13 protein-coding genes are annotated in these 12,025 nt (G+C 59.2%); 1 reads left to right on the forward strand and 12 read right to left on the reverse strand.

Annotated elements, in window-relative coordinates:
* The first annotated feature begins 115 nt into the window (after nt 1-115).
* Complete coding sequence (locus tag AC5DB9_RS10800; protein ID WP_272992716.1) at nt 116-1,093, forward strand: integron integrase; 978 nt, start codon at nt 116-118, stop codon at nt 1,091-1,093.
* A gap of 1 nt (nt 1,094) precedes the next feature.
* Here the strand turns inward: AC5DB9_RS10800 and lipA are convergent, their stop codons facing one another.
* The 12 genes from lipA to AC5DB9_RS10860 form a co-directional block, all read right to left on the reverse strand.
* Nucleotides 1,095-2,087, reverse strand: coding sequence for a lipoyl synthase (gene lipA, locus AC5DB9_RS10805; RefSeq protein WP_022960709.1), 993 nt, complete (start codon nt 2,085-2,087; stop codon nt 1,095-1,097).
* Nucleotides 2,088-2,109: 22 nt separating this feature from the next.
* On the reverse strand, nt 2,110-2,766 hold the full coding sequence (gene lipB / locus AC5DB9_RS10810; RefSeq protein WP_272992719.1) for a lipoyl(octanoyl) transferase LipB: 657 nt from the start codon (nt 2,764-2,766) through the stop codon (nt 2,110-2,112).
* Nucleotides 2,766-3,035: an HP0495 family protein gene (locus AC5DB9_RS10815; RefSeq protein ID WP_022960707.1), complete on the reverse strand. Its 270-nt coding sequence runs from the start codon at nt 3,033-3,035 to the stop codon at nt 2,766-2,768. The genes lipB and AC5DB9_RS10815 overlap by 1 nt, the downstream gene beginning before the upstream one ends.
* Nucleotides 3,036-3,043: 8 nt before the next feature.
* Nucleotides 3,044-4,201 carry a D-alanyl-D-alanine carboxypeptidase family protein gene (locus AC5DB9_RS10820; protein WP_028968603.1) on the reverse strand — a complete coding sequence of 386 codons (1,158 nt, stop codon included), beginning with the start codon at nt 4,199-4,201 and terminating at the stop codon, nt 3,044-3,046.
* Nucleotides 4,202-4,255: 54 nt separating this feature from the next.
* Nucleotides 4,256-5,065 carry a septal ring lytic transglycosylase RlpA family protein gene (locus tag AC5DB9_RS10825; protein ID WP_272994359.1) on the reverse strand — a complete coding sequence of 270 codons (810 nt, stop codon included), beginning with the start codon at nt 5,063-5,065 and terminating at the stop codon, nt 4,256-4,258.
* The gene (gene mltB, locus AC5DB9_RS10830; protein ID WP_022960704.1) at nt 5,065-6,084 is read right to left on the reverse strand and encodes a lytic murein transglycosylase B; all 1,020 of its coding nucleotides are present in this window, start codon (nt 6,082-6,084) and stop codon (nt 5,065-5,067) included. The genes AC5DB9_RS10825 and mltB overlap by 1 nt, the downstream gene beginning before the upstream one ends.
* Before the next feature lie 73 nt (nt 6,085-6,157).
* Nucleotides 6,158-7,303, reverse strand: coding sequence for a rod shape-determining protein RodA (rodA, locus tag AC5DB9_RS10835; RefSeq protein WP_022960703.1), 1,146 nt, complete (start codon nt 7,301-7,303; stop codon nt 6,158-6,160).
* Nucleotides 7,296-9,173 carry a penicillin-binding protein 2 gene (gene mrdA, locus AC5DB9_RS10840; protein WP_272994358.1) on the reverse strand — a complete coding sequence of 626 codons (1,878 nt, stop codon included), beginning with the start codon at nt 9,171-9,173 and terminating at the stop codon, nt 7,296-7,298. Before mrdA ends, rodA begins: the two co-directional genes overlap by 8 nt.
* Before the next feature lie 2 nt (nt 9,174-9,175).
* Nucleotides 9,176-9,643 (reverse strand): 23S rRNA (pseudouridine(1915)-N(3))-methyltransferase RlmH, encoded by a 468-nt coding sequence (rlmH, locus tag AC5DB9_RS10845; protein WP_022960701.1) that lies wholly within the window; start codon nt 9,641-9,643, stop codon nt 9,176-9,178.
* Entirely contained in the window at nt 9,633-9,977 is a 345-nt protein-coding gene (gene rsfS / locus AC5DB9_RS10850) for a ribosome silencing factor (RefSeq protein WP_022960700.1), read from the reverse strand. The genes rlmH and rsfS overlap by 11 nt, the downstream gene beginning before the upstream one ends.
* Nucleotides 9,978-10,007: 30 nt before the next feature.
* Nucleotides 10,008-10,661, reverse strand: a complete 654-nt coding sequence (nadD, locus tag AC5DB9_RS10855) for a nicotinate-nucleotide adenylyltransferase (RefSeq protein ID WP_272994356.1) — start codon at nt 10,659-10,661, stop codon at nt 10,008-10,010.
* A 9-nt stretch (nt 10,662-10,670) separates the two neighbouring features.
* On the reverse strand, nt 10,671-11,966 hold the full coding sequence (locus AC5DB9_RS10860) for a glutamate-5-semialdehyde dehydrogenase (RefSeq protein WP_272994360.1): 1,296 nt from the start codon (nt 11,964-11,966) through the stop codon (nt 10,671-10,673).
* Nucleotides 11,967-12,025 lie beyond the last annotated feature (59 nt).

Here is a 12,025-nt window from a genome sequence, read left to right on the forward strand (position 1 = left end):
TCTATATTTCGGAATCAGGTTTTTCCGCGACGAATAACAGGGCCATTTCACTGGCAGGAAGGAGATATCGGGATATACTGTATATACATACATGCTACTGACAGGGATTGTCATTATGAGCACTTCACCATTCCTTCGGTCATTGCGGGAGCACATGCTAGTGCGTCGCTACAGTTTACGTACAGTAAAGTCGTACAGCTACTGGATCAAGTTTTTCATTCTCTTTCATGGCAAGGTCCATCCGACTGAGATAGGTGGCGCAGAGGTCGAGGCTTTTCTTAGTTATCTCGCCTGCGAACGCCGCGTTTCCGCGGCTACACAAGCTATCGCGCTCAACGCATTGGCGTTTCTCTATAACCAATACCTTGAACAGCCCCTGGGGAGTATCGGTCGATTTCGTCGTGCTCAGCCGCAACGCAAACTGCCAGTGGTATTAACCCGAAATGAGATTGCAAGCCTGCTCAATGCGCTGGAAGGCACACCGAAATTGATGGTGTCGATGCTCTACGCTTCTGGCCTTCGTCGTATGGAGCTATTGCGCCTACGCATTAAGGATATCGACTTCGATAATTTGCAGCTGCAGATATGGCAGGGCAAAGGTGGAAAGCACCGTCTGGTAACGCTAGCGCCTGAGCTGATACCGGCGCTGCGCCGACAGATGGTCGTTGTTGAACGCTACTTAATCGCCGATATAGCCGACACGCGTTTTGCTGGCGTGTGGATGCCTGATGCGTTGGCAAGAAAGTACCCCAACGCCATCAAGAGCCTGGCGTGGCAGTATCTGTTTCCCGCCTGCAGACTCAGCATCGACCCCTACGAGAAATTGATTCGGCGCCATCATTTCGACGAGTCGGCCCTCAACAAGCATATTCGCGCTGCCGCGTTGCGTGCCAAATTGCGCAAGAATGTAACTTCACACACGCTGCGACATTGTTTCGCCACCCATTTATTGCAGGCAGGCGCCGATATTCGCACGGTGCAACAACAGCTGGGCCACAGCGACGTGAAAACTACGGAAATCTACACCCATGTATTGAAACAGGGCGCACACGGTGTGCGCAGCCCCTTAAGCGGCCTGTTTACAGAAGCTTGAGCTATTTCAGCAGGCTGAGGTCGACTTGTTTGTCGGCGTGGTAAGACGAGCGCACCAGCGGGCCGCTGGCCACGCTTTTGAAGCCGAGTTCTTCGGCGATACGGCCAAATTCGTCGAATTCTTCCGGGGTGACAAAGCGGTCGACGGGCAGGTGATCGCGACTGGGCTGGAGGTACTGGCCGAGGGTGATCATGTCGATGTTGTGAGCGCGCATGTCTTTCATGACTTGAATCAGCTCGTCAGCCGTTTCACCCAGTCCCAGCATCAGGCCGGATTTGGTCAGCACATCGGGGCGACGCTCTTTGTATTTTTTCAGCAGGTCGAGTGACCACTGGTAGTCAGACCCTGGACGGATTTTTTTGTAGAGACTCGGCACGGATTCCAGGTTGTGGTTGAACACATCCGGCGCTTCTTTTTCGAGAATATCCAAAGCGACATCCATGCGGCCACGGAAGTCTGGCACGAGTACTTCCACGCGAATACCGGGGGTACGGGCGCGGGTTTCGCGAATGCAGTTGGCGAAATGCTGGGCACCACCGTCGCGCAGGTCATCGCGGTCAACCGAGGTGATTACCACGTATTTAAGCTGCATTTCAGCAATGGCTTCGGCCAGCTCAACGGGCTCGTTTTCATCCAGGGCGTTGGGGCGCCCATGGGCAACATCGCAGAAGGGGCAGCGGCGGGTACAGATTTCCCCCATGATCATGAATGTGGCGGTACCGCCACTGAAGCACTCACCCAGATTGGGGCAGGCAGCCTCTTCGCACACCGAGGCGAGCTTGTGCTTGCGCAGAATTTGCTTGATGCGGCTGATTTCCGGGCTGGCAGGCAGCTTGGCGCGAATCCATTTGGGTTTGGCGGGCAGTTCAACGGTGGGAATGACCTTGACCGGGATGCGGGCAACCTTGTCGGCGCCGCGCAGTTTTTCACCCTGTACGACTTTTTTTACGGCGGGGCGTTTGCTTACGGCGCTGTCTTGGCCTTGCTCACTCATTGCTTGCCTCAGTGCCTGGGTATCAGGCGGGTAGTTGTGTGTCGTCCAGCACGGGGCTGGCACTGTAATCCAGCCGCGTTGATAGATTGGCGGCCAGACTGTCCATCAGTTGTGTTTGCGTGGCGGCGTTTGCATCGCGCTCACTGCGAATATCGGTGACGGCCATGCCGATATGGCCGCAGGGGTTGATACGCTGAAAAACGCTGAGGTCCATATCGACGTTCAGGCTCAAACCGTGAAAGCTGCAACCGCGCCTGACACGCAAACCGAGCTGGGCGATTTTGGCACCGCTTTCGACGTAAACCCCCGGTGCGTCGGCACGCGGGTGAGCGGGAATACCCAGATCAGCCAGGGTCTCTACGATACTCTCTTCAATGGCGGTAACCAAATCCCGAACGCCGATACCGCGTCTTTTCAGGTCGATCAGCACATAGCCCACAAGCTGACCGGGCCCGTGATAGGTAACCTGCCCACCGCGATCGACCTGCACCACGGGAATATCGCCCGGCATAAGAATGTGCTCGGCCTTGCCCGCCTGCCCCTGGGTGAACACGGCATCGTGCTCCAGAAACCAGATTTCGTCGCGGCTGTGCTCGTCGCGCTGGTCAGTGTAGGTCTGCATGGCACGCCACACCGGCTCGTAGGCCTGACGACCCAAACGTCGCTGATGCAGCTCCATCACAGCACCATTTTCACGACGCCGGTCGCTTTCAGATCAACGTGGATACTCTCCAGTTGCTCCACTCCGGTGGCGGTAATGGTGATGGTCATCGACATGAAGCGGCCTTCACGGCTCAGGCGCTCACTGACGCAGTTCTCTGCCAGCGGCGCGGCGTGGCGCTGCATGACGTCCATGACCAGGCCTCGGGCCTCGTCATGGTTGTCGGCGATAACCTTGATGGGGTAATCGCAGGGAAATTCAATTTTCGGGGGTTCTTGCTGACTCACGCGGCCTCTCAGGACACCAGATTGAGGAAGAACAGCACAATGCTGTCCCACAGGCGTTTGAAAATGCTGCCTTCCTCGACGTTTTTCAAGGCCACGAGCGGGGCGCGAACCTTTTCTTCGCCATCAAGGCTCACGACCAGTTCGCCGTATTCGCTGTCGGCGGTGATCGGCGCGGTCAGCACATCATCGACAATCAACTGGGCGTTGAGAGCGTCGACTTTGCCGCGCGGGATAGTCAGGTAGACGTCGTCGCGCAGTCCCAGCGACACATTGGCCTCCTCGCCTTTCCACACTTTGGCATTGGTCAGCTCCGTACCCGCTGAATACAGGTGATGGGTTTCAAAGTAACGGAAGCCGTAGGACAGGAGTTTTTGCGTCTCGCGCTCGCGGCTGCGTTCGCTCTTGGTTCCCATGACCACAGAGATCAGGCGCATGCCTTCACGCTTGGCGGAAGACACCAGACAGTAGCCGGCTTCGCTGGTGTGGCCGGTTTTCAGGCCATCGACGGTGGGGTCGGTCCACAACAGGCCATTGCGGTTGTTCTGGCGAATCCCGTTGAAGGTGAACTCCTTGTCGCTGTAGAGCGCATATTCCTTGTCAAAGCCGATAATCGCCCGAGCGAGAATGGCCAGATCGCGGGCCGAGGTGAAATGCTCGGGATGCGGCAGGCCGTGGGAGTTCATGTAATGGGTGTTTTCCAGACCGAGCATGTCGGCATGGCGGTTCATAATATCGGCAAAGGCCTCTTCACTGCCCGCCAGGTATTCCGCCACGGCAACACTGGAGTCGTTACCGGAGCTGATCACCACGCCTTTGTGCAGGTCGCCCAGGCTTACCTGCTTGCCGACTTCGATCCACATCAGTGAGGAACCGGCAAAAATCGGGTTCTGAGCCCAGGCGTTTTTGCTGATTGTGACCATGTCCTGATTGCTGACCTGACCGCGTTCCAGCTCGTAGCTCAGCACGTAGCTGGTCATCAGTTTGGTCAGACTGGCCGGGGGAAGTCGCTCATCGGCATTGTGCTCGATCAGCACTTCGCCACTGTCGGCATCCATCAGCAGGTAAGCAGAGGCGGCCACGGCGGGCGGCGCCGGAACCAGATTGGGTTGGGCCAGGGCGCTCACCGAGGTGAGTACGGCGACGAGGGCAAACACTAAGCGTTTCAAAACGGGACCTTTCTTCCTATTGAGGTTGCTGTGGCAGTTCGTGCTGCTTCGGAGTTAACGGCGCTCATCCACGATCAGGCTGGGTTCTCCGGTCCAGCGGCTGCGCAACGCCTGCTTGGCCGCCTGTACCGAGGGGTAATCGGGCAGCGGTCCGATGCGCACCCGGTGAATCGCGCGTTCGGCCGACTGCTGACTGGCCACCATAACCGGATACGGCAAGCCGCTGCTGAGCGAGGCCTCTAACTGCTGGGCCGATGTCAGTTGCGAAAACGCCGCCACCTGAAGGTAATACTGGGCGTCGGGGGCGCGGTCTTTGCTGCCGATATTATCCGTGTCAATGACTTCAATTTCCACCGGCGCCGTGCCCTTCTCGGCAAAGCCCAGTTTCACCGCCGCCGCGTAGGACAGATCAATGATCCGGTCTTCGTGGAAGGGGCCGCGATCATTGACTCTGACCACGGCCTCGCGCCCGTTATCGAGATTCTTCACCCGGACGTAGACCGGAATCGGCAGGCTGCGATGGGCCGCCGTCATGTCGTAGAGGCTGTACACCTCGCCATTGGCCGTGCGCTGACCGTGAAACTTGGTGCCATACCACGACGCCACGCCGCGCTGGGTAAAGCCACGGTGATCGTCGACCAGTCGATAGGTTTTACCCAACACCGTGTAGGGGTTGGAGTTGCCTGCCAGACGAATCACCTCGGGCTGAGGAACCGCATCGGCAATGCTGTTGGGGTCGAGAATATCGGCGGGGGCGCCGTCTTTTTCTGTGGGGACCCAAACCGGCCCCGAGTCGCTTACGCGAGTGGGCTGCTGGCTACAGGCGGCCAGCAGCGCTAGAGCAACAATCAGCAGTGTACGCATCAGTTGGAGGCAACCTCACTGTGGTATTTCGCCGCCACCATCTGACTGAGCTGGTGCGCCGCCATGGCATACATGGCACTGTGGTTGTAGCGGGTAATCACATAGAAATTATGCAGGCCCACCCAGTATTCGTCGCCGTCGTCACCGTCCAGTTTCATGGCGGTCGCCTTGGCATCGGCGGCCAGTTTACGATCGCTGCCAATACCGGCTTTCTTCAAGTCTGCAATGGTTTTTACCGGCTTCAGGCCGGCATTGAACAGGCTGTCATCGACGCTCTCTGACAACACGGCACCGGCAACCACCGGCTCGCCATTGCGCCAGCCGTGACGGGCGAAGTAGTTGGCAACACTGCCGATGGCATCGACCACATTGGTAACAATGTCAGCCTGACCGTCATCGTCAAAGTCCACCGCGTAAGCGCGATAGCTGCTGGGAATAAACTGGCCGTAGCCCATGGCACCGGCGTAGCTGCCCTTGAAGCTGAGCGGATCAAAATCCTGCTCGCGCACCATCAGCAGATACTGCTCGAGCTGGCCGAGAAAAAACTTGCTGCGGCGCGGAAAATCAAAGCCCAGTGTCGCCAGCGCATCGACTACACGGTAGCTGCCTTTGTTGCGGCCATAGCGGGTCTCGACACCGATGATGCCCACAATCATTTCAGCGGGAACACCAAATTCCTTTTCGGCACGGGCCAGGGTATCCGCGTGTTCTTTCCAGAATGCCACGCCCTGATCGATGCGGGAGTCCTGAATGAAAATTTTGCGGTAGCGTCCCCAGGTCATCACCGACTCCGCGGGGCGCTCCATCGCATCAATAATAGATTGCTTCTTCTCGGCCTCGGCGAGAATGCCTTCCACCCAGTCGCGGTCGAAGCTGTGTTCCTCGACCATTTTGTTCACAAACTCATCGGCCAGCGCATGCTGGCGGTAATCGGCACTGGCCAGTGCAGGCAGCGCCAGCAGTGTGGCGGCGAAGGCGTGGCGCAAACGCACCGCAGACATCAGATTTAGAAATTTCACCGTCGTTATCTCTCTTTATTTCGGACTGTTCGATCTGCGCTAAGTCAGACCCCTTGCGCGGGCGCAAGACTGGTTATTGGTGCACCAGCCGCTCGTCGGCACAGATTCCCATCAATATGCCAAAACCCACCAACAATGTCACAAGGGAGGTGCCCCCCTGACTGACCAGCGGCAGTGGAACCCCCACCACCGGCAGCAGCCCGGAGACCATGCCCATGTTAACGAATACGTAGACAAAGAAAGTGAGGATAATACTCCCGCCCAACAGGCGTCCGAAGCAATGTTTTGCCTGAGTGGCAATCCACACACCGCGCCCGATGATCAGGCCGTAGAGCAGCAACAGCAGCAAGACCCCGCGCAGGCCGTGTTCTTCCGCCAGTACCGCAATGATGAAGTCGGTGTGGCTTTCCGGCAGAAAATCGAGGTGCGACTGGGTGCCCAGCAACCAACCCTTGCCTTCAAAGCCCCCTGAACCGATGGCCGTTTTGGACTGAATGATGTTCCACCCCGCCCCCAGCTTGTCACTTTCGGGATTCAGCAAGGTGAGAATCCGCTGGCGCTGGTAATCGTGCAGCACAAAGTGCCACATCGGCCACGCCGCCGCCGCCAGCAGCGCCATACACGAGGCCACAAACGCCCAGCTAATACCGCCGAGAAACAGCACGAACACCCCGGAGGTGGCAATAAGAATCGAGGTCCCCAGATCCGGCTGTGTCGCCACCAGAACCGTGGGGACAAGGATCAGAATCAGACTCACCGCCGTGTGTCGCCAGCCCGGCGGCAGCGGATGAGAGGACAAATGCCACGCCACCGTCATTGGCATAATCAACTTGGCCAGCTCCGAGGGCTGAAAGCGGAAGCCACCCAGCGACAGCCAGCGCTGCGCACCTTTGGCCCCCACCCCGACAAAATCCACCGCCAGCAGCAGAATGACCACCCCCGCAAAGGCAAAGGGCGCCCAGCGCTGAAGCTGCTCGGCGTGAAGCTGTGCGACCAGCAACATCACCACAAAGGCGACGGACAGGAAGCGTCCCTGACGCAGCACCACGGCGCTGTTCTCATCGCTGGCGCTGTACAGCACCGCCAGTCCCACACCGCTGAGGATCAACAGCAATACCAGCAAAATCGGATCGATACGCAGGCGCTGAGACAGGCTGCGCTGGCTGTGCATAGGCCCGGCGCCACCGGGTAACTGGCGCAGGAAATCGGAATTATTCATCGCTCTTTACCTCGGGAACCGGCGCCACTTGATCGGCACCACTCAGGTAGGCATCAATGACCGCCCGCGCGACCGGGCCAGCCACCCCGCCACCGCTCTCGCCGTTCTCGACGATAACCGCCACCGCGATCCGGGGATCTTCCACCGGTGCGAAGGCCACAAACAGGGCGTGGTCGCGCTTGCGCTTCTCCAGTGCCTCGGAGTCGTACTTTTCACCCTCGGCGATACTCACCACCTGCGCGGTACCGGTTTTGCCCGCCAGGCGGTAGTCGAGGCCACGGCGCAACGACCGGCCCGTGCCGCGCACACCGTAGATCACTTCCTCCATGCCGCGTACGACAGCATTCCAGGCGCTCTCGGGCACATCTTCCATTTTGCCCAGCAGCGGCGCTTCAACCGGCTCTCCCGCCACAGACGCCAGCAGGCGCGGCGCGCGCAGCTCTCCACGAGAGGCAATCACCGAGGTCGCCACCGCAATCTGCAGCGGCGTGGCCAGCATAAAGCCCTGACCGATGCCCACGTTGATGGTCTCGCCGGGATACCAGTGGCTGCCACGGGTAGCCTCTTTCCACGCTCGCGATGGCAGCAACCCGGCACGCTCGTTGGTATTGTCGATGCCGGTCACATTGCCCAGACCGAAGCGCGTGCCAAAGTCATAAAGACGGTCAATGCCGAGTTTGTAGGCCAGTTCGTAGAAGTAAACATCGCAGCTTTCTGCAATCGCCTCGTTCATGTCGACATAGGTGCCGTGGCCGCCGCGCTTCCAGTCACGATAGCGGCGGGTGTCATTAGGCAGACTGAACCAGCCGGGATCCGCAAAGCGGGTCGACGGGGTCACCACACCGTAATACAAACCGGCCAGTGCCCAGACCGGCTTGATGGTTGATGCCGGAGGGTACTGGCCCTGCAAAGAGCGGTTGTACAGCGGCAGATCGGGATCTTCCTGCAAGGCGCGGTAGTTTTTACTGCTGATGCCGTTAACAAAGAGGTTGGCGTCGTAACTGGGCGAACTGACCATCGCGATAACCCCGCCGGTAGCGGCATCGATCGCCACGACCGCGCCGCGTCGCCCCGCCATAGCTTTCATGGCAATGCGCTGTACACGGGCATCGAGGTGTAAGCGAATATCTCCGCCGGGCAGCGGGTCATGGCGCTCCAGCACGCGCAAAATTCGGCCGTGGGCGTTGCTCTCCACGTTTTGATAACCGACAGTGCCGTGCAGCAGATCTTCGTAGTATTTTTCCAGACCGATTTTGCCGATGTGGTGAGTGCCGCTGTAGTTGACCGGGTCGATCTCGTCGACCTCGCGCTCGCTGATACGCCCGACATAACCCAACACGTGGGCAAAGAGTTCACCGTGCGGATAGTGGCGCACCAACTGGGCATTCACTTCAACGCCGGGAATTCGGTGGCGGTTGACCGCGACCACCGCGATTTCTTCTTCGGTGAGGCGGAATTTAAGCGGCACTTCCTCATAGGGGCGACGACGGCTCAACCGCTTTTCAAACTGCTGAATGTCATCGTCATCGAGTTCGATCAGCTCGGCGATAATCGCCAGCGTGTCATCCAGCGATTTCACCCGCTCGCGAACAACGGTGAGCGTATAGCTGGGAATATTCTCAGCCAGCAGAATGCCGTTGCGATCAAAGATAAGACCGCGCTTGGGGGCGATGGGCATCAGCTGAATGCGGTTGCGATCCGACTGGGTTTTGTACACGTCGTAGTCGATGATCTGCAGCAGGGTATAACGGTAGACCAGTACCCCGGTCATCATCACCAGCATCACCGCGCACACCAGCATGCGGCGCTTGTAAATGCTGCGCTCGCGGTAGGTGTTTTTAAGCAACTGCCGTCGGTGTCGTCTGGCCATTATCAGCGGTGGTAGGGGTGATTGGCGAGTATCGTCCAAGCGCGATACAACTGCTCGGCGAACATAACTCTAACCAGTGGGTGTGGCAAGGTCATTGCCGACAGCGACCATTTTTCTGCAGCCGCCGACAGGCATTCGCTGGCGAGGCCGTCGGGACCGCCCACCAGAATACTCACGTTGTCGCCGTCCATACGCCATTGATCCAGTGAACTCGACAGCGACTCGGTGCTGATCGAGCGCCCTTTCACATCCAGCGCAATAATACGATCACCTTTGCCCACGGCGGCCAGCATGGCCTCGCCTTCCTGGGTAATCGCACGGCGAATGTCGGTGTTCTTGCCGCGCTTGCCCAGCGGCAATTCGCGGATATCCAACTGCACGTCGGCGGGCAGGCGTTTGCGGTACTCGGCAACACCGGCCTCGACCCAGTCGGGCATTTTACTGCCGATACAAATCAGGCTAACTCTCATCACCGCCGCCAGCCGGAACTTGCCAGAGGCGCTCCAGATCGTAGAACTGACGGGCTTCGGGCAGCATGACGTGAACCACCAGATCACCGAAGTCCACCAGAATCCAGTCGGCGCTCTGCTGACCTTCCATACCCAGCGGCGTATAGCCGGCCTTTTTGGCCTCGACCCAGACATTGTCGGCCAGAGATTTAACATGGCGGGACGAGGTGCCGCTGCACACCACCATGTAGTCGGTCACACCACTGATGCCTCGCACATCCAGGGTGGTGATATCGCGCCCTTTCACATCTTCAAGAGCGTCGATGACCCGCTTTTTCAATTCCTCAACGGCCATTAATTTAGGCTTCCTGTTTTACTGGTTTGCTTACTTGGTTTGATAAAGGCCCCAACGGGCAATGTGTGCTGCCACAACATCGGGCAGCAAATAGCGAATCGAACGGCCGCAGGCGACACGCTCGCGAATATCGGTGGCAGAAATCGGCAGCTGGCGCAGGCGGACACTGGCAAACTTGCCAGCGGGTTCACTTGCCAGATCAGCCACATGCGACACCCGGCGCGCATTCATCGCCATCGCCACTTCCGGCGCCGCCTCGAGCGGGTAATCGGCGCGTTCCAGCACCAGCAGATGGGCGTAATCAAGCAGGGATGACCACTGCTGCCAATGTTGCAGCCGGGCGTAGGCATCGCTGCCCACGACCATGGTCAGGGTCACCGCCTCACCCAGCTCGGCGCGCAAGTCGCGCAAACTTTCTACGGTGTAGGACGCCGCATCCCGCCCCAATTCGCGATCATCCACCCGTAAACCGGGCTCACCCTCTACCGCCGCCTGCACCATGGTCAGGCGCTGTTGGCTGCTCGCCCCCGGCTCGCCGCGCAGCGGAGGACGGTGACTGGGCATCAGGCGCAGCTCGTCTGCGCCCAGCAGTTCCTTCAGTTCGATCGCCGAACGCAGGTGGCCGTGGTGAATGGGGTCAAAGGTGCCGCCAAACACCACAATGTGGCGATGTGGAGTCGTCATGAGCGGCGCTTAGCTGCGCACGTGTCCGTCGCCGAACACGATCCACTTCTGGGAGGTCAGGCCTTCCAGCCCCACCGGACCGCGCGCGTGAATCTTGTCAGTGGAAATGCCGATCTCCGCACCGAGGCCATACTCGAAGCCGTCGGCAAAGCGGGTGGAGGCATTGACCATCACCGAGCTGGAATCCACCTCACGCAGGAAGCGACGCGCCAGCGTGTAGTTCTCGGTAACAATCGACTCGGTGTGGCCGGAGCTGTAGCGGTCGATATGATCCATGGCTTCGTCGATACCGGCGACAACTTTGACCGACAGGATCGGCGCCAGGTATTCCGTCGCCCAGTCCTCGTCACTGGCTTCCACGGCACCCATCAGCACCTGACGAGTGCGGGGACAACCGCGCAGCTCCACGCCCGCCGCCTGCAGATCTTCCGCAATGGGCGGCAGCACTTCTTCAGCGCGACTCTCGGCAACCAGCAGGGTTTCCAGCGTATTGCAGGTGCCAAAGCGTTGAGCCTTGGCGTTCAGCACAATGGCCCGGGCTTTGTCGGCATCGGCTTCATCATCGATATACACGTGGCAAATGCCGTCCAGGTGTTTGATCACCGTCACCTTGGCATCGCGGGATATGCGTTCAATCAGTCCGTTGCCACCGCGCGGAACAATCACGTCGACATACTCGGGCATGGTGATCAGCTCACCCACCGCCGCGCGATCGGTGGTTTCCACCACCTGTACTGCCGACTCGGGCAAGCCGGCCTGACTGAGGCCGGTCGCAATACAGGCGGCCAGCGCCTGATTGGAGTGAATGGCCTCGGAGCCGCCACGCAGAATGGCAGCATTGCCGGATTTCAGGCAGAGACTGGCCGCCTCGGCCGTCACATTGGGACGGGACTCATAAATAATGCCCACCACGCCGAGGGGCACGCGCATTTTACCGACCTGTATGCCACTGGGGCGGTAACTCATATTGCTGATTTCACCCACCGGGTCCGGCAGCGCCGCAACTTGCTTCAGCCCTTCAATAATTCCGTCGATACGCGCCGGGGTCAGCGCCAGACGATCCAGCATCGCGGCATCCAGACCCGCGGCTTCGCCGGCTTGCAGATCTTTCTGATTGGCCTCGGCAATGGCTTGGCGCGAAGCGTCCACAGCCTCGGCGATCGCCGCCAGAGCCCGGTTTTTGGCGCCGCTGTCTGCAGCAGCCAGAACACGCGCAGCGGCGCGGGCCTGCTGCCCGAGCTGCTGCATGTATTGTTTGATGTCCATCGACGCAAATCCCCTTGAAACAGTGCGCGTGGCGGGTATTGAGAAAAAGGCGGACAGTATACCGGAATGGGCGGGGACTCACTACGCGCCAGCGACGC

It is taken from the genome of Spongiibacter sp. (assembly GCF_984394615.1).

Bases quoted from the DNA above. Each gene is read 5' to 3' on its own strand.
- rlmH (WP_022960701.1), bottom strand. From the start codon at position 9,643: ATGAGAGTTAGCCTGATTTGTATCGGCAGTAAAATGCCCGACTGGGTC.
- rsfS (WP_022960700.1), bottom strand. From the start codon at position 9,977: ATGGCCGTTGAGGAATTGAAAAAGCGGGTCATCGACGCTCTTGAAGAT.
- AC5DB9_RS10800 (WP_272992716.1), top strand. From the start codon at position 116: ATGAGCACTTCACCATTCCTTCGGTCATTGCGGGAGCACATGCTAGTG.
- lipA (WP_022960709.1), bottom strand. From the start codon at position 2,087: ATGAGTGAGCAAGGCCAAGACAGCGCCGTAAGCAAACGCCCCGCCGTA.
- mrdA (WP_272994358.1), bottom strand. From the start codon at position 9,173: ATGGCCAGACGACACCGACGGCAGTTGCTTAAAAACACCTACCGCGAG.
- lipB (WP_272992719.1), bottom strand. From the start codon at position 2,766: ATGGAGCTGCATCAGCGACGTTTGGGTCGTCAGGCCTACGAGCCGGTG.
- AC5DB9_RS10825 (WP_272994359.1), bottom strand. From the start codon at position 5,065: ATGCGTACACTGCTGATTGTTGCTCTAGCGCTGCTGGCCGCCTGTAGC.
- nadD (WP_272994356.1), bottom strand. From the start codon at position 10,661: ATGACGACTCCACATCGCCACATTGTGGTGTTTGGCGGCACCTTTGAC.
- rodA (WP_022960703.1), bottom strand. From the start codon at position 7,303: ATGAATAATTCCGATTTCCTGCGCCAGTTACCCGGTGGCGCCGGGCCT.